The sequence below is a fragment of the Streptomyces sp. AM25 genome (genome assembly GCF_058146165.1).
This window is the reverse complement of record NZ_JBKIWN010000011.1, coordinates 120,911-137,713: the sequence shown is the minus strand read 5'-3', so window position 1 is coordinate 137,713 and position 16,803 is coordinate 120,911. Positions and strand designations below refer to the sequence as shown.

General features: G+C 73.5%; 14 protein-coding genes, 1 tRNA gene and 1 pseudogene. 12 read left to right on the top strand and 4 right to left on the bottom strand.

Annotated features, from left to right (window positions below; translation table 11 throughout):
• The first annotated feature begins 57 nt into the window (after nucleotides 1–57).
• The 4 genes and pseudogenes from ACLHRZ_RS17120 to ACLHRZ_RS17105 all read left to right on the top strand — a co-directional run bounded on the left by ACLHRZ_RS17120 (nucleotide 58) and on the right by ACLHRZ_RS17105 (nucleotide 4,693).
• Nucleotides 58–1,359: an ABC transporter substrate-binding protein gene (locus ACLHRZ_RS17120; protein WP_490419289.1), complete on the top strand. Its 1,302-nt coding sequence runs from the start codon at nucleotides 58–60 to the stop codon at nucleotides 1,357–1,359.
• Nucleotides 1,356–2,357, top strand: a pseudogene (locus ACLHRZ_RS17115) (carbohydrate ABC transporter permease); the annotation flags it as partial. The gene ACLHRZ_RS17120 and the pseudogene ACLHRZ_RS17115, both read left to right, overlap by 4 nt.
• Complete coding sequence (locus ACLHRZ_RS17110; RefSeq protein ID WP_490419356.1) at nucleotides 2,346–3,224, top strand: carbohydrate ABC transporter permease; 879 nt, start codon at nucleotides 2,346–2,348, stop codon at nucleotides 3,222–3,224. The pseudogene ACLHRZ_RS17115 and the gene ACLHRZ_RS17110, both read left to right, overlap by 12 nt.
• 71 nt (nucleotides 3,225–3,295) lie before the next feature.
• Entirely contained in the window at nucleotides 3,296–4,693 is a 1,398-nt protein-coding gene (locus ACLHRZ_RS17105; RefSeq protein WP_490419288.1) for a GH1 family beta-glucosidase, read from the top strand.
• A gap of 52 nt (nucleotides 4,694–4,745) precedes the next feature.
• On the opposite strand, the gene ACLHRZ_RS17100 is transcribed toward ACLHRZ_RS17105, so the two are convergent.
• Nucleotides 4,746–5,615, bottom strand: a complete 870-nt coding sequence (locus tag ACLHRZ_RS17100) for a spermidine synthase (RefSeq protein ID WP_490419287.1) — start codon at nucleotides 5,613–5,615, stop codon at nucleotides 4,746–4,748.
• Between the two features lie 31 nt (nucleotides 5,616–5,646).
• Nucleotides 5,647–6,111, bottom strand: coding sequence for a hypothetical protein (locus ACLHRZ_RS17095; RefSeq protein WP_490419355.1), 465 nt, complete (start codon nucleotides 6,109–6,111; stop codon nucleotides 5,647–5,649).
• A gap of 307 nt (nucleotides 6,112–6,418) precedes the next feature.
• Between ACLHRZ_RS17095 and ACLHRZ_RS17090 the strand changes: the two genes are divergently transcribed.
• Complete coding sequence (locus ACLHRZ_RS17090; protein ID WP_490419286.1) at nucleotides 6,419–7,810, top strand: NsdA family TPR-like regulatory protein; 1,392 nt, start codon at nucleotides 6,419–6,421, stop codon at nucleotides 7,808–7,810.
• A gap of 59 nt (nucleotides 7,811–7,869) precedes the next feature.
• On the opposite strand, the gene ACLHRZ_RS17085 is transcribed toward ACLHRZ_RS17090, so the two are convergent.
• Nucleotides 7,870–8,463 carry a histidine phosphatase family protein gene (locus ACLHRZ_RS17085; protein ID WP_490419285.1) on the bottom strand — a complete coding sequence of 198 codons (594 nt, stop codon included), beginning with the start codon at nucleotides 8,461–8,463 and terminating at the stop codon, nucleotides 7,870–7,872.
• A 177-nt stretch (nucleotides 8,464–8,640) separates the two neighbouring features.
• Here ACLHRZ_RS17085 and ACLHRZ_RS17080 point away from each other — a divergent pair, with 177 nt between their 5' ends.
• The 7 genes from ACLHRZ_RS17080 to ACLHRZ_RS17050 all read left to right on the top strand — a co-directional run bounded on the left by ACLHRZ_RS17080 (nucleotide 8,641) and on the right by ACLHRZ_RS17050 (nucleotide 15,253).
• Nucleotides 8,641–9,597: a phosphatase PAP2 family protein gene (locus ACLHRZ_RS17080; protein WP_490419284.1), complete on the top strand. Its 957-nt coding sequence runs from the start codon at nucleotides 8,641–8,643 to the stop codon at nucleotides 9,595–9,597.
• Nucleotides 9,518–10,651 (top strand): hypothetical protein, encoded by a 1,134-nt coding sequence (locus ACLHRZ_RS17075; RefSeq protein WP_490419283.1) that lies wholly within the window; start codon nucleotides 9,518–9,520, stop codon nucleotides 10,649–10,651. The genes ACLHRZ_RS17080 and ACLHRZ_RS17075 overlap by 80 nt, the downstream gene beginning before the upstream one ends.
• Nucleotides 10,652–10,763: 112 nt before the next feature.
• Nucleotides 10,764–12,269 (top strand): hypothetical protein, encoded by a 1,506-nt coding sequence (locus ACLHRZ_RS17070; protein ID WP_490419282.1) that lies wholly within the window; start codon nucleotides 10,764–10,766, stop codon nucleotides 12,267–12,269.
• Nucleotides 12,270–12,277: 8 nt separating this feature from the next.
• Nucleotides 12,278–13,627, top strand: coding sequence for an AAA family ATPase (locus ACLHRZ_RS17065; protein WP_490419354.1), 1,350 nt, complete (start codon nucleotides 12,278–12,280; stop codon nucleotides 13,625–13,627).
• Nucleotides 13,628–14,050: 423 nt separating this feature from the next.
• Entirely contained in the window at nucleotides 14,051–14,419 is a 369-nt protein-coding gene (locus ACLHRZ_RS17060; protein ID WP_490419281.1) for a DUF8844 domain-containing protein, read from the top strand.
• Nucleotides 14,420–14,578: 159 nt separating this feature from the next.
• Nucleotides 14,579–15,124, top strand: coding sequence for a bifunctional DNA primase/polymerase (locus ACLHRZ_RS17055; protein WP_490419280.1), 546 nt, complete (start codon nucleotides 14,579–14,581; stop codon nucleotides 15,122–15,124).
• Between the two features lie 55 nt (nucleotides 15,125–15,179).
• Nucleotides 15,180–15,253: transfer RNA gene (locus tag ACLHRZ_RS17050), tRNA-Lys, on the top strand.
• A 65-nt stretch (nucleotides 15,254–15,318) separates the two neighbouring features.
• On the opposite strand, the gene ACLHRZ_RS17045 is transcribed toward ACLHRZ_RS17050, so the two are convergent.
• A complete protein-coding gene (locus tag ACLHRZ_RS17045; RefSeq protein ID WP_490419353.1) occupies nucleotides 15,319–16,539 on the bottom strand; it encodes a M6 family metalloprotease domain-containing protein in 1,221 nt (406 codons plus the stop codon).
• Nucleotides 16,540–16,803 lie beyond the last annotated feature (264 nt).

The window sequence follows — 16,803 nt, the reverse complement described above, 5'->3', positions numbered from 1 at the left end:
GGACCCTGCGACCCCTTAAGACCTCACTCCGGCACGGCAGTTGACCGGGAGGACGCGATGCCCCGCAGCACCCGCACCGTCCGCCGCACCCGCCGCGCCGTGGCGGCAGCCGTGGCGCTCGGAGTGGTCCTGCTCGCCGGCTGCGCACAACACGGCGACGAGGCCGGGCGGACCACGGTCACCATCGGAACCTTCGGTGTCTTCGGCTACAAACAGGCCGGTCTCTACCGGGAGTACGAGCAGCTGCACCCCGGCATCGTCATCAAGGAGAGCGTGGTCGAGCGGAACGACACCTACTATCCGCAGCTCCTCACGCACCTCGTCGCCGGCAGCGGACTGGCGGACATCCAGGCCGTCGAAGTGGGCAACATCCACGACGTGGCCACCGGACAGGGCCACCGCTTCGAGGACCTGTCCCGCGCACCGGGCGTCCGCAGGGGCGACTGGCTGGACTGGAAGTGGGCGCAGGCCACCACCCCCGACGGCCGGACGATCGGCCTCGGCACGGACATCGGCCCCATCGCCGTCTGCTATCGCAAGGACCTCTTCCGGCAGGCCGGACTGCCCACGGACCGGGCGGCCGTCGGCAGGCTGTGGGCCGGCGACTGGCAGAAGTTCATCGACACCGGCAAGGCGTACATGCGCCACGCCCCCGCGGGCACCGTCTTCACCGACTCGGCCGCCGGGGTCTACAACGCGTCCGTCCACGGTTATGCCGAGCGCTACTACGACCGGCACGGCAGGCCCGTCTACCGCAACAGCCCGGCGGTCACCGCCTCCTGGGGACTGGCCATGCAGGCGGCGCGCAACGGACTGACCGCCCGGCTGCGGCAGTTCGAGAAGCCCTGGGACCAGGCGTTCGCCAACGGCCGCTTCGCCGCCGTCGCCTGTCCGCCGTGGATGCTCGGCTACATCAAGGAGAAGTCCGGCGACGCGGGCCGGGGCGCGTGGGACGTGGCCGCCGCGCCCCGGCCCGCGAACTGGGGCGGCTCGTTCATCACCGTGCCGAAGGCCGCGCGGCACAAGGCCGCCGCGACCGCCCTCGCCGTCTGGCTGACCGCCCCGGCCCAGCAGGCCAGGCTCTTCGCACGGCAGGCCGGCGTCCCCTCCACCCCGGCCGCCTATGCCATGCCGGAGGTCAGGAACGCCCGCAACCCCTACTTCGGCGATGCACCCGTCGGCGAGATCTTCGCCGACGCGGCCCGGGGCATCCCGACCCTCGTCTTCGGCCCCATGGAGCAGCAGATCGGGACGGCCTTCACCGATGTCGGCATCCCGCAGGCCGAACAGCAGGGCAAGCCGCCCGCGGAAGCCTGGAAGGCAGCGCAGAAGGAGATCGAGAACGCGGTGGACGAATGACGGCCACGACCGCAGCGGTCGACGACCCGGAGGCGCGGCCGCCCGGGCCGCACGACGACGACCGCGCTCCGGGCAACATCCCCCGCCCGCACAGCACTTGGCGCAGCCGGCTGCACCGCTGGGACGTGCGCTACAGCCCGTACGCCTTCGTGGCGCCGTTCTTCCTGTTCTTCGCCGCATTCGGACTCTTCCCCCTCCTCTACACGGGCTGGGCCTCCCTGCACCGCGTGGAGCTCACGGCGCCGGACCGCGCGACCTGGGTCGGGCTGCACCACTACGCGCGGCTGGTGGTCAGCCCGTTCTTCTGGAACGCCCTGCGCAACACCCTCACCATCGGGCTCCTGGCGACCGTGCCCCAGCTGCTGATGGCCCTCGGCCTCGCCCAGCTGCTGCACTACCGGCTGCGTGCCGCCACCTTCTGGCGGGTCGCGCTGCTGACCCCGTACGCCACCTCCGTCGCCGCGGCCACGCTCGTCTTCGTGCTGCTCTACGGACGGGACTACGGGATGGTCAACTGGGCGCTGGGCACGGCGGGTATCGGTCCCGTCGACTGGCAGAGCGGCACCTGGAGTTCGCAGATCGCGGTCTCCTCGATCGTCGTCTGGCGGTGGACGGGCTACAACGCGCTGATCTACCTGGCGGCCATGCAGGCCGTCCCGGACGAGCTCTACGAGTCCGCCGCACTGGACGGGGCCTCGCGATGGCAGCAGTTCCTGCACATCACCGTGCCGATGCTGCGGCCGACCATCCTGTTCACCGTGGCCGTCTCCGCGATCGGGGCCACCCAGCTCTTCGGCGAACCGCTGCTGTTCGGCGGGGCGGCCGGGCAGAAGGGCGGGGCCTCGCACCAGTTCCAGACGCTGGGGCTCTACCTCTACGAACAGGGCTGGTTCGACTTCCACCTCGGACGCGCCTCGGCCGTCGCCTGGACGATGTTCCTGATCCTGCTGCTGATCGCAGCGGGACAGCAGGCGGCCGCCCGGCGGCTGCGCAGGGGCAGGCGAGCCGTGCCGCCCCGCACCCGGACACCCGGGAACCGTGCCGGACGGCAGCTGCACGGCGGGCCGTTCGCCTACGCCGTGCTCGCCCTCTTCGCCGCCGGCTCCCTCTTCCCCCTGCTCTGGACGGCCGTCGCCGCCTCGCACGACAACACCCGCCTGGCCAGGACGCCGCCGCCCTTCTGGTTCGGCGGCAACCTCGGCCGGAACCTGCGCACCGCCTGGACCGATGCCGGACTGGGCCTGGCCCTGGGCAACACGCTGCTGGTGGCCGGCAGCATCGCGCTGGGCACGGTGCTCTTCTGCACCGTCGCCGGCTTCGCCTTCGCCAAGCTGCGGTTCCGCTTCCGCGGGCCGCTGCTGGCGCTGGTGATCGGCACGATGATGGTGCCGCCCCAGCTCGGGGTGGTCCCCCTCTTCCTGATCGTCGCCCGCCTGGGGTGGACCGACCGGCTGCCGGCGGTGGTGATGCCGACCCTGGTCAGCGCCTTCGGAGTGTTCTTCATGCGGCAGTACCTGGTCGAGGCGCTGCCCACCGAGCTGATCGAGGCCGCCCGCGTCGACGGCGCGAGCAGCCTGCGCATCGTGCGGCACGTCGTCCTCCCCGTGGCCCGGCCGGCGATGGCCGTGCTGGGGATGCTCTCCTTCGTCCAGGCGTGGAACGACTTCTTCTGGCCCGTGATCGCGCTGACCCAGGAGAACCCCACCGTGCAGGTGGCCCTGACCGGGCTCGGCCGCGGCTACGTGCCGGACCAGGCCGTGGTGATGGCCGGCGCGCTGCTGGGCACGCTGCCGCTGCTGCTCGTCTTCGCCGTCTTCGGCCGCCAGATCGTCGGCGGCATCATGCGCGGCGCGGTCAAGGGCTGACGCCCCGTGAACCCCCATGTGCCCATTCCCCCCCCCCACATTTGCCGGAGCACTTGCATCGGAGCACTTGCATGAGCGTGAACTTCCCGCCCGGTTTCCTCTGGGGCGCGGCGACGGCCGCGTACCAGGTCGAAGGAGCGGCACAGGAGGGCGGCCGCACCGACTCGATCTGGGACGTCTTCTCCCGCACCCCCGGCCGGGTGCTCGGCGGCGACACCGGTGACATCGCCGCCGACCACTACCACCGCCGCGCCGCCGACGTGGCGCTGATGGCCGAACTGGGCCTGGACGCCTACCGCTTCTCCGTCTCCTGGCCCCGCGTCCAGCCCACGGGCCGCGGCCCCGCCTCGCAGCGGGGCCTCGACTTCTACCGGGAGCTCGTGGACGACCTGCTCGCCCACGGCGTCCGGCCGCTGCTGACCCTCTACCACTGGGACCTTCCCCAGGAGCTGGAGGAGGCGGGCGGCTGGCCGGCCCGGGAGACGGCACACCGCTTCGCCGATTACGCGTACCTCGTCGGCAAGGCCCTGGGCGACCGCGTCGGGATGTGGTGCACCCTCAACGAGCCCTGGTGCAGCGCCTTCCTCGGCTACGGCTCCGGCGTGCACGCCCCCGGCCGCACGGACCCGGCGGACGCCCTGCGCGCGGCCCACCACCTCAACCTGGCGCACGGCCTCGGGGCGCAGGCGCTGCGCTCCGTGCTCCCCGGCGAGGCGCTGCTGACGGTGGCCCTCAACACCGCCGCCGTCAGGGCCCTCACGCCCTCCCCCCAGGACCTGGACGCTCAGCGGCGCATCGACGCCCTGTCCACCCGTATCTTCACCGAGCCCATGCTCAACGGCGCATACCCCGCCGACCTGTTGGCGGACACGGCACGGATCACGGACTGGTCGTTCGTCCGCGACGGCGACCCGGACATCGTCAAGCACCCCCTGGACGCGCTCGGCATCAACTACTACGCACCCACAGTGGTATCAGCGGGCACTGACAACGGCCCCTCGCGCGCCGACGGCCACGGCGGAGGCGAGCACTCCGCCTGGCCCGGCGCCGACCGTCACGTCACCTTCCACCAACCGCCCGGCAGGCGCACCGCGATGGACTGGAGCGTGGACGCGACCGGCCTCCACGAGCTGCTGATGCGTTTCACCCGCGAACTGCCCGGCCTGCCTCTGCTCGTCACCGAGAACGGGGCGGCCTACGACGACGAGCCGGACGCGGGGGGTGCGGTGCACGACCCGGAGCGCATTGCGTATCTGCGGGCGCACCTGGACGCGGTGCTGCGTGCCCGCGCCGACGGCGCGGACGTGCGCGGGTACTTCGTGTGGTCGTTGCTCGACAACTTCGAGTGGGCGTACGGGTACAGCAAGCGGTTCGGGGTGGTGTACGTGGATTACGCGACGCAGGTGCGTACGCCCAAGTCGAGTGCGCGGTGGTATGCGGATGTCGTGCGTTCGGGGCAGCTCGGGTGATCTTGTCCCTGCGGGTCGTGGTCGGCCGGTCGTGCCCCCTTCGGGGCGCCCCCTACTCGAACACCGACGGCGGCGGTTCCGGGGACGGGCGGGCCGTCGCGTCCGTCACCGGAGCCGCGCCGCCGGTGAAGTCGGCCAGCCCCCTGCCGTGTTCCACGCGTCCCTGGTGCGGATCCGTCGCGGCGCGCCGGGTGAGTTCCGCGACCGGCAGTTCCCGGTCCGAGGCCAGCAGTACGGCGTTGCCGAAGCGCTTGCCGCGCAGCACCGCCGGGTCGGCGGTCAGGCACAGTTCGGGGAAGACCGTCCGTACCGTCGCGATCTGCGCCTTGAGGTGGGCGAGCGGCGGGCCGTCGGCGAGGTTGGCGACGTAGAAGCCGCCGGGTCGCAGTGCGCGGCGCACCTCGGCCGCGAACTCGGTGCTGGTCAGGTGTGCCGGGGTGCGGGCGCCGCCGAAGACGTCGGCGATGATCAGGTCCGCCCAGCCGTCCGGCACCTTGGCGAGCCCCTCGCGGGCGTCGCCGCCGCGGACCCGGATCCGCCACCCGCTGTCCAGCGGCAGTTCGGTGCGGACGAACTGCACGAGCGGGGCGTCGATCTCGACTATCTGCTGCGTCGACCGGGGCCGCGTCGCGGCTATGTAGCGCGCGAGCGTGAAGGCGCCGCCGCCGAGGTGGAGCGCCTGGACGGGTTTGCCGGGCGGCGCCACGAGGTCGGCGATGTGCCCGATCCGGCGCTGGTAGGCGAATTCGAGGTACGCGGGGTCGTCGAGGTCCACATGGGACTGCGGCGCCCTGTCGATCAGCAGGGTCCGGCCGCGGGGGCGGTCGCGATCGGGCACGAGCTCCGCGAGACCACCCGCCACCTGCGCCGATATCGGTTCCGCCGCGCGCCCGCGGCCCTGCTTCTGCTTGCCTTTTGCCACACGGCAAGTATCCCGCGGGCCGCTCCGGCCGCTATCTGCAGCGGTCGACGGCCTCGATCGTGCGGGCCGCCTCGCCGAGCGCCGCGCGCAGCACGGCGGGGTCCGTGGCGGAGGTGAAGGCCACGTCCGGGGCGACGAGCCAGCCGGTGCCCGTGACCGGCGGCTCGGCGACGCCGCCGGGCGCGCCCGTGCGCAGGCCGCGCCCGTAGGTCTGGGTGCAGGCGCTGCCCGGCAGGTCCCAGGCCGCGGCGGTGCCGGGCGGGACGAGGAAGCCGAGGGTGTCGCAGCCGCCGTCGTGCAGCACGGGCCCCACGCCGTCGCGCAGCCGCAGGATGTCGACCGCCTCCAGGCCCTGCCGGGCGGGGACGGTGACAAGATCGCACGGACCGCTCTCCGCGGCCGTCACCGGCGGCGGGTACGGGGAAGCGCTGCGGTCCTGACGCGGCTGGTGCAGTGCCGTCGTTCGCGAGCTGCCGATGTCCACTCCGGCCTCCACCACGGGAAACCCCTCCTCCGCCGCACAAGTCCGCTCCGCAGTGAACGGACCGTCCGCGGGCCCCGGTCAACGAGCCTGCTCCAGTCCGTTCACCCGGTTCAACGCCCGTGCGGTGTCAACGGCTACGGCGCCGCGCCGCCGCAAAGGATGGCAGTTCATGGCGGATGGCAGGTGGGATATCCGTTTTGTAGAGAAACCAGGCGTAGTGGGCCCGCGGCAGCCGGTACGGTCATCACGCCATACGGCAGCACAGCCACCCGTTCCGCAGGCACCTCGCGGGGCGGCTCGCCAGGGAGAGGGTCCGGCCATGGCGTCGTCTCGCACGTCTTCCTCCGCGTCCTCGCCGCGCCGCCCGAACACAGCCTTCCGCCGGCTCCGGGGGCCGCGCTCACCAGGGGAGTTCGCGGCGGAAGTGCGGCGGGCGGCGCGTGAGATCGGCGAACACGTCTCCTGCGACGCGCGCTACATCGGGCGCGTCGAGTCCGGCGAGATCCGCTGTCCCAACTACGCCTACGAGCGGGTGTTCCGCCATATGTTCCCCGGCTGCGAACCGGCGGACATGGGGTTCGCGCCACGAGAGGCAGTGCGTGGACGGGGGGCGCGCGACAAGGGCGGTGCGCCGTCCGCTTCCACCGAGAGCCCCTCGGGCGGCCGCATCCCGGGTTCCGGGGGCGGTCCCCTCGACCGCTTCGACAGCAGCAAGGAGAGCGACGTGTTGCGTCGCGCGTTCATCACCTCCGGCCCGGCCGCCGTGGCCACCGTCTCCCTGGGCGGAGTGCCGGGCGCCCGCACGCCCCGGCGTGCGGGGGAGGCCGAGGCCTGTGCCCTCGAGCAGGCGGTCCGGCAGATCCGGCTGCTCGACGACCGGCACGGCGCCGACCACCTCTACCGGCGCGCCGCACAGCCGCTGCGGGCGGCGTACGAACTGCTCGACGCGGAGACCCGACGGCAGTCGGTGGCGGACCGGCTGCACGCGGGCGCGGGCGAACTCGCCATCTCCGTCGGCTGGCTGGCCCACGACTCCGGGCGCTTCGGCGACGCCCGCTCCCACTACGCGGAGGCCCTCGCGACCGCACGGGTCACCGGGGACGCGGCGCTGGAGGCGCACGCCTTCTGCAACACCGCCTTCCTCGCACGCGACGCCGGACGGCCGCGGGAGGCCGTCCGCGCCGCGCAGGCCGCACAGCAGGCCGGCCGGCAGCTGGCCTCGGCACGGCTGATGTCCCTGCTGACCCTGCGGGAGGCCGGCGGCTGGGCCCAGCTGGGCGACCGGGCGGCCTGTGAGGAGACGCTGTTGCGCGCGCGGACGCTCTTCGAGCGCGGGCGGAGCGAGGACGATCCGGAGTGGATGACGTTCTTCGGCGAGGCCGAGCTGGAACTGCTGGAGGCGCAGTGCTGGTCCGCCCTCGGCGACTGGCGCAGGGCGGCGGAACACGGCGGGCGGGCCGTGGAGCTGGCCGATCCGCACTTCGCGCGGAACATCGCGCTCTACACGGCGCAGCTGGCCGGAGACCTGGCGCACGGGGGCGCGGTGGCGGAGGCGGCGGTGGCCGGGGAGCGGGTCCTGGACCTGCAGGCACAGGTCCAGTCGGCGCGGATCCGGGGGATGCTGGCCTCCACGGCGCGGGTGCTGCGCTCCCACACGGGGGTGCCTGCGGTCGGCGCGTTCCTGACGCGGCACGACGCACAGGCCGTGTGAAGCGTCTGAGGCTCCGGACGCGAAACGTGTGAGGCTCCGGACGTCGGTATCCCCCGCCGTCAGCCCAGGTGCCCCGTGTCGTTCCAGCGCTCGATGGCCGGTTCGTCGTACGCCCAGCCAAGGATCGACAGCGATGTCGGGTCCAGGCGGATGCGTGCGGCGAACGACGCGTCCAGGCCCAGCCAGCGGGAACCGATCACGCGGAGGATGTGGCCGTGCGCGAAGATCATGACGTCGCGGTCCGCCGACTTCGCCCACCGGACGACCTCGTCCGCACGCGCCGACACCTCGGCCAGCGCCTCGCCCTCCGGCACGCCGTCGCGCCAGATGAACCAGTCCGGGCGGCCGGACTTGATCTCGGCCGGGGTCATGCCCTCGTACGCGCCGTAGTCCCACTCCATCAGCACGTCCCAGTCGGCCGCCCGGTCCCCGAAGCCGGCCAGCTCGCAGGTCTCCTTGGCGCGCACGAGCGGGCTGGTGCGGATCTCGACGTCCGGCAGGCCGTCCCACGGGGCGCGGTGCAGGCGCTCGCCGAGCAGCTTGGCACCGCGCCGCCCCTCGTCGAGGAGCGGGATGTCCGTGCGGCCGGTGTGCTTGCCGGAGAGCGACCATTCCGTCTGTCCGTGCCGGGCCAGCAGGATGCGCGGTGCCATGGAGTGAGCCCCTTCACAAGTGTGCGGTGACGTTCCTCTCCATCATCACTCACTCCCGTACCAGGCAACCCTTGGGGCGCTTGGGACGTCTCCTTTCCCGCGCAAAGGGGCGGTGTGCAGCCAATGTGGCGTACACCGTACGGTTGCATGTCCGCTTGTTGTTGGCCGCCTGAACACATGGAGAGCGTCCGGATGTACCGCACCGCACCACTCGGGAAGCGGCCGCGCTGGTGGACCGAGCTGCCCTTGATAGCCGTCGTCTACGGCCTCTATTCGGCCGGCCGACTGCTGGTGCGGGGGGACGTGCAGACGGCGGTCGACCACGGCCTGTCGATACTCGATCTTGAAAAAACGTTCCGAATAAACATCGAGCCCCCGCTCAACAAGCTGTTCACCGATCACCCCGCGCTCGGCATACCCGCCGACTTCGCCTACGCGTCCCTGCACTACCTGCTCACCCCCGCCATCCTGATCTGGCTGTTCAGGCGCAGGACGGAGCACTACCGCCGGCTGCGGACCTGGCTGATGATCTCCACCCTCATCGGCCTCATCGGTTTCACCCTGCTGCCCACCTGCCCGCCCCGGCTGCTGGAGGCGGGCTACGGGTTCGTCGACACCATGGCCCAGTACGGCTCGTACGGCTGGTGGGGCGGCGACGCGAGCGCCCCGCGCGGGCTCGGCGGGTTCACCAACCAGTACGCGGCCATGCCGAGCCTGCACGTCGGCTGGGCCCTGTGGTGCGGGGCCGTGCTCTGGCGGCACGCGCGCAGCGTCTGGGCGAAGGCCGCGGGTGCGGTCTACCCGCTCGGCATCGCCCTCGTGGTGATGGGCACCGCCAACCACTACCTCCTGGACGCGCTCGCCGGCGCGGCCGTCATGGGCGTCGGCTACCTCCTGTCCCGGCCCGCGCTGCGCCTCGCCGACCGCCTCCGGGCCCGCTTCACCGGCCCGGAAGGCGCGGAAACCCGTGGGGTGCCCGCAGTTGTCAGTGGCGGATGCGAGACTGCGGCGCGTACGGCGGATACAGCGCACCGACTTCGCGAGGCGGACGCCAGTGACCAGATCCCTCGACAGCCGGCCCGGGACGGGGCCGGGGACAGCCGCACCGACGGCGCTGCGACAGCAGCTCGCTGAGCTGCGCGGCCCGGAGGCCGCGCCGCATCCCCTGGACGCCCGCGCACTGGCGGCCCTGGCCGCAAATCCCGGCTGCCGCCGCCGGGCCCTGCTCGACGGTGCCGGGGTGGACAAGGCGGCACTGGCCCGGGCTCTGGGCGCGCAGGTCACGTTCGGGCAGTCGCAGTTCGCGTTCGTGCGCGGCCACGCCTTCGAAGCCCGGGTGAAGGGGGACGGCGGTGCGGAGCTGGTGCGGCTGCTGTGCGGGCAGCTGCCCGGGGCAGAGCCGCCGGAGGCGGACGCCGTGGACGTGCCCGACCTGTCGGCCGCCGGCCCCGAGGGCCGCACGGCGCGGACGGCCCTGGCCCTCCGCGAGGCCACGGAGGCGGGGCGCTGGGCGCTGCTGGACCACCCGATGCTGAGCCTGACCGTCGCCGGGACGCCCGCCTTCCTGGAGCCGGATGCGGTGATCGTCCATCCCGACGGGGACCGGACGGTCGTGGAGATCAAATCCTTCGCCATGGTCGACGGGGCGGCGGACTCCGCCAAGGTGGGCGCGGCGGCACGGCAGGCGGCGGTGTACGCGCTCGCGCTGGAGGCCCTCGGCGGGCGCGTCCGCCCGGACGTGCTGCTGATCTGCCCCAAGGACTTCTCCAACCTGCCGGCCGCGGCGCTCGTCGACGTACGCCGTCAACTGGCCGCCACCCGGCGCCAGCTGACCCGGCTGGAACAGGTGGCGGACATCGCCGCCGCACTGCCGCCCGGCCTCTCGTTCGCGACGGACCGGCCTGCCGCCGAGCTGACCGACGCGCTGGGCACGGTCGAGGCGGCGTACGCACCGGAGTGCCTGGCGGCCTGCGAGCTCGCCTTCCACTGCCGGGAGCGGGCGCGGGAGGAGGGGGCCGTGGCGGTGCTCGGGCGGGGGCTGCGGGCGGAGTTGGGGGATCTGACGAGCGTCGAGGCGGTGCGGTGCGCTGCGCTGGGCGGGGTGGGGGATGCGGGGGATCCGGTCGTTGCTGCGCTTCGGCGGGCCGCCGGGCTCAGGGCCGAGGCCTTGGCTGGGGGTGCGCGGTGAGGCGGGGCGGTTGCTGTCCGGTGGTCCGGTTGTGCCCACCTTCCCCCGGCTACCGCCGGGGGTACCCCCAGTCCTGCGGAACGCCTGCCCACAACCTTCTGCAGGTGACGGTATGAGCCTCCTCACCACCCTCGCCCGCATCGAAGCCGTTCAGGCCGGCAAGGCCCAGCCCCTCGCCACCGTGCGGCATCGGCATCTTTCCTCGCAGCCGCTCGTGCTCGTGCTGCTCACCACCGCCGGTGAGGCGGGTGCGCCGCTCGGCGCGCTGGTCGGGACCGAGCGGGACGCCCCGCGGCTGCTGGCCGTGCCCCAACCGCGTGACAGGGACCTGCGGTTCGCGTTCCTCGCCGAACTGGCCGACGTGATGCTGCCGTACATCGAGCAGTACGGCGAGGAAGAGGAGGACGACACCGAGCCCAGCTCCGACGCGCCGCAGATCCTCGTGCCCAACGCGCCCGGCGTGGAGTTCGTCCGCCTGCTCGGCCGTTCCATGCGCTTCCGCCGCACCGCCGAGCAGGACCCGGAGGCCCCGTATCCCGCGCCCCCGCGCGTCCCGCTGCTGGGCCGGTGGCTCACGCACGTCGGGGAACGGGCCCGGGTGCCGGGGGCGTCCCTGCTGCTGCCGATGACGCACCTGCTGGGCCGGCACTGGGCGACGGGCCAGAGCCGCCTGGAGGACCAGCACCTCGGCGCGCTGCTCGCCTGGATCGACCCCCCGCCCGGGTCGACGGGCGTCACGGCGGCCCTGCGCGCGGAGACGGAGCGCGGCCCCGACGGGCTCCTCCGCCACCCTCCGGCCGGCCCCGCCACGGATCCGGTCTTCGACAACAAGCGCCTGGCTCCCGCCACTTCGCGCCACGACCTCGCACGCACCGCGGCGCAGCGGTCTGCCGCCGAGGAGGAGATCCGCGCGCTCCTCGCCTCCCAGCTGCGCCCCACGTGGGACGCCATGTGGCGCGGCGTCGACCTCCTGCGCGCCCTGCCGGAGGGCGCCCGCGTCGCCGACCGCTGGAAGCGGGACCGCTGGTCGTACACCGCGCACCGCGACCGCATCCGCGCGGGCGAACCCCCGCAGCCCCGGCGGGACGACGCGGTGACGGCGGCCCGCAAGCTCGCCGCGCGAGAGAGCGCGCTGGCGCTGCTGGACGCCCAGGAGGCGCTGGACGATCCGCTGGTGATGGCCGGGCGGCGGCTGGCCGGCGAGGCCTTCGCGGGAGAGGTCACGGAGGTGGTGATGGCGTACTCGGAGGCGAAGGTCCCGCGCCCGCGCCCCCTGGTCACGGTGCGCACGGAGGACGCCCCGCACCTCGCCGAGGGCGTGAAGGTGTACCGGGCGCTGCCCGACGGCCGTGCCCAGACAGGGGAGTTCGTGTCGTACGGGCCGGACGGCGCGCCGACCGTGCGGCTGACCGGCGGGATGGGCCGGGGCAAGGTCCCCGAGCCGGGTTCGGTGCCGGAGAAGGGCGACCGGGTCTGCTGGACCCTCTTCGAGCACGCGCCCCGGGGCGGCCCCGAGCTGCCCGATCCCGAGCGCACGCCCTGGACCCACGGCGGCCCGCCGGACCCGGCGGCGCCGCCCGGCGCCCCCGACCCCGTGACCGCGGAGGACCGGCTGTGAGCGTACGCATGGCGCGCGGACGCGCCTTCGACCCGGCCAAGGCGGCGGCCGAGGCCACCGGGGCGATCCTGCACGACACCCTGCACAGTCCGCACCGCGGCGTCGTCGTGGACTCCCCGCCCGGCGCGGGCAAGTCCACGCTCGTCGTCCGGGCGGCCCGCGAACTGGCCGCGGCCGGACGCCCGTTGATGATCATTGCGCAGACCAACGCCCAGGTCGACGACCTGGTGCTGCGCCTGGCCGAGGCGGAGCCCGGGCTGCCGGTCGGCCGGCTGCACAGCAACGAGCGCCGTCCGTACGACCCGGCGATCGCCGGTCTGGACTCGGTGGTGACGTCCGCGAAGGCCGCCGACCTGGCCGGGCTGGACGTCGTGGTCTCCACGGCCGCGAAGTGGGCGCACACCAAGACCGCGGAGCCCTGGGGCCACGCGATCGTCGACGAGGCGTACCAGATGCGCTCGGACGCGCTGCTGGCCGTGGCGGGCCTCTTCGAGCGGGCGCTGTTCGTCGGCGACCCGGGCCAGCTGGACCCGTTCAGCGTGGTCGGGCCCGAGGGCTCGGCCCAGTGGGCGGGGCTGTCGTACGACCCGTCGGCGAGCGCGGTGACGACGCTGCTGGCCCACAACCCGGGCCTGCCGCAGCACCGGCTGCCGGTGTCCTGGCGGCTGCCCGCCTCGGCCGCGCCGCTGGTGTCGGACGCCTTCTACCCGTACACGCCCTTCCGCAGCGGCACGGACCACGGGGACCGGCGGCTGGCGTTCGGGGTGCCGTCCGACGGCTCGGGCCCGGACCGGGTGCTGGACGAGGCGGCGGAGTCGGGCTGGGGCCTCCTGGAGCTGCCCGCGCGCCACACGCCGCGGACGGATCCGGAGGCGGTGGGCGCAGTGGCGCTGGTGGTCCGGCGGCTGCTGGACCGGGGCGGGGCGACGACCAGCGAGCGCTCGCCGGACCCGGTGCCGCTGACGGCGGAGCGGATCGCAGTGGGCACGGCCCACCGCGACCAGGCGGCGGCCGTGCGCGCGGCACTGGCGGAGCTCGGGGTCCACGGCGTCACCGTGGACACCGCCAACCGGCTCCAGGGCCGGGAGTTCGACGTGACGGTCGTGCTGCACCCGCTGTCGGGCCGCCCGGACACCACGGCCTTCCACCTGGAGACGGGCCGCCTGTGCGTCCTGGCCTCGCGGCACCGGCACGCGTGCGTGGTGGTGTGCCGGTCGGGCGTCGACCGTCTGCTGGACGACCACCCGTCGACGGAGCCGGTGCAGCTGGGCGTCACCGTGAAGTTCCCCGACGGATGGGAGGCCATGTTCTCCACGTGGCAGCACTGGTCCGAGCACCGCGTGCAATGGCGCCCTTGAGACCGGCCCCGTCGGGAGCTTCCCTCGCGGCGGGCAGCAGCCCGGTGACGCCGGGCGGAGCCCGGCACGCCGCCGGAGGCGGCCAGGGGATGCAGCCCCGACGGCTGGGAGGCCATGTTCTCCACGTGGCAGCACTGGTCCGAGCACCGCGTGCAATGGCGCCCTTGAGACCGGCCCCGTCGGGAGCTTCCCTCGCGGCGGGCAGCACCCCGGTGACGCCGGGCGGAGCCCGGCACGCCGCCGGAGGCGGCCAGGGGATGCAGCCCCGACGGCTGGGAGGCCGACCACGCGGTGCCGGCGCACCTCGGCGAACACCGGGTGCGGTGGGCGCCGTGAAAGGCGCGCCGGTCCCCTCCGGTCGGCGGCCCCCTTGCGGTGCGCAGGAGAATGGATGGCGGTGCAGACGATCCTGGAGGTATGTACATGTGCGAGCCGAAGCAGGCTCCCGGCGCGCGTGACGACAGTGGACCGCGTCGCCTGAAGCCCGCCCAGCTGCTCTTCGAGCCGCCCGAGTCCGTCGCCGATCCCGAACACTTCTTCGACCTCGAATCGATCGAGGACCCGCGCGAACTGCTGGCCCGCTCCACCGAGCTGGCGCTGGCCTTCCGCGCGGCGGCCGACCGCGCGACCGAGTACCAGGCGTTGGCGGCCGCACAGCTCGCCGACCCCCGGCGCTTCGACCGGCTGCCGACAGCCGTGATCGCGGAGCGGGCCGAATGGAGCGAGGACTACACCAGGAAGATGGTGGAATTCGGCCGCGGCCTGCTGCGCGACGGCAGCGTGGTCGAGTAGCGGCCGAGCCGCAGCCCGGCGGAACGGGTGCGGCCCGCGGTCCGGCGACCATGGGCCGCTGGCATATGCGGCGCACAAGGTAGCGCACCGCCCGCAGCCCTGTCCCGGATTCGGGCAAGCCCCCGGGGGCCCGGTCCTGTGACGCAGATCATGGGGCCCATGACCTCCCGAGAGCACTCGCCGCGCCCCCCGTACGCCGCACAGGTCGCCGCCCGGGTCACCCTGGCCGGTGCCGACTGGCTCGCCTCCGCCAGCAAGTTCCCGCGCAGCGTCCACGCCCTGTGGGCCGACAGCCCGGGGGCCTCGGTCGTGCTCCCCTGCGGCACCGCGTTCGACGTGATCGGCGTCCCCGCGCTCTTCGGGCGCCGGGTGCTGGACCGGCTGTGGGCGGCGGGGCCGGGCTCCGGGCCGGTCGCCGCCCAGCGCAGCCGGCTGCTGCTCTTCGTCGCCCCCGGCACCGCCCAGCGGCTGCCCGCACTGCTGAACTGGGAGGAGTGGGGAGGCCGCGACCGCCGGGTGCCCCCGCTGCTGTGCCACGGCACGGGCGACACGGTGGCCGTCCCGCCGCTGTTCCCGGCGGACGAGACCGAGCCCGTGCCCGCCGCCTCCCGCTGGCTGGTCGCCCCGGAGACCCGGGCCCCCTGGCTCCCGGGGCCCGACGTGCTGCTCTGGGCCTGCGTCCGAGCCGCTCGCGCAGCCGTTTAAACATCCGGATTTTCTTTCCACCGGATCAGGGTGCTAAAGTCTTCCACGTCAGCAGGCGCCGCTAGCTCAGTTGGTTAGAGCAGCTGACTCTTAATCAGCGGGTCCGGGGTTCGAGTCCCTGGCGGCGCACAGACAGAAGAAGGCCCTCGCACTCCGGTGCGGGGGCCTTCTTCCTTTCCCTCCGGCCCCCCGCGTCACTCCCGCCGCACCCGCACGGTCCAGGCCCCGCCCGCCGTACGCGCCCGGACGCTCACCTCCACGCCGTCCGCGCGCTCGGCCGCCAGCGTCTCGCCCACGCCGAGCGGCGCATCCGCCAACTGCGGATTGACGGACTCGCCCCAGCAGGCCTGCCGCCCCGGGTGGCCGTCCAGCACCTGGATCGGACCGCTGCCCGAAGGAACGTCACTGCGCACCCGGTAGACCAGCACGCCCTCGGTGCAGGTGGAGGAGTCGTTGCCGGAGGCGCTCCGCGCCTCGACGACGATCGCGCTGTTCAGGCCCGTACGCACCACCACCAGCCGGGTGCGGGGGTCCGTGCCCGGCACCATCGGGGCCTCGACCGGCTGGAGGGTGTGCAGCGTGCTGCCCCGGCCGAGGACGCAGTCGACCTGCCGGGTGCCGAGCCAGCCGAGCTTCCACTTGTGCCAGCCGAAGGGGTCGGAGGCGAGCCCGAACTGGCTGCCCATGAGGTCCCAGTCGCCGACGTGGGTGTCCCAGTCGCCCTTGCCGTCCTCCGGCCGGTGGTAGAGGTCGGGGAGATCCAGGGCATGGCCGGTCTCGTGGGCGAGGACGTTGCGGTCGGGCGGGTGGTGCTCGAAGACGGTGACGACGCGGCGCAGGTCGGTGTTGTCGACATGGATCGGCTGGTCAAGATTGACCACCTTGGTGGCATCGGAGTCCACGCCGGGGGCGTCCGGATCGGCCACCAGATAGACCAGCCCGTAGCGGCTGAAGTCCACCTCGCCGTCGGCCGCGGCGATGGCGTCCTTGAGGTAGGCGGAGCGCAGGTCGCCGTCCCAGTCGCGCTGTATGCGGTAGTCGACGGAGGGCCGGGGCATGCGGATCCACTTCTTCAGCGGGTGGACGCGCAGCGAGAACTGCCCGTAGGAGGCCCGCTCGAAGAAGCGTGAGGTGCCGGGGAAGTGGTCCGCCGCGAGCCGCTCCGGGGTGACGTAGGGGCGGGAGTCCGGGAAGGACAGGAAGACCATCACGGCGTCGAGCCGGCCGACCGGGCGAGGGAAGGCCGGGTTCCAGGTGTCGAGCCCCTCGGAGTGATGGGCCTCGCTGCGCGGCAGCGCGCACGGGCCGCCGGGCCCCACGGCGTGCGCGGGCCCGGTCGCGATCGTCGTGGCGATCGCACACAGGGAAGTGATCACGGCCCCGGCGCGACGCAGCCGGGGCCGGTCCACTCCCATGGGTGTCTGCGGACGCACCACGTCGACCTCCGGGGACGGATTCGGGAGACCTCCACCACCCTCTTGTTATTTGCGGTGTTATGCCCCGTTTCACTACCCCAGTCGAGTGACTAAGCCGACTTCTGGGTACATCACACTCAGTCACGGTCAGTCAATCGGGAGGCCGCTGTCGCACAGCCGCAGACATGAGTGCGCATGGACGGGCATGGACGAACGGAATCGGTCACCTCGCGGCCGGCGGCTCCGCCCCTCGCGGACGGACCG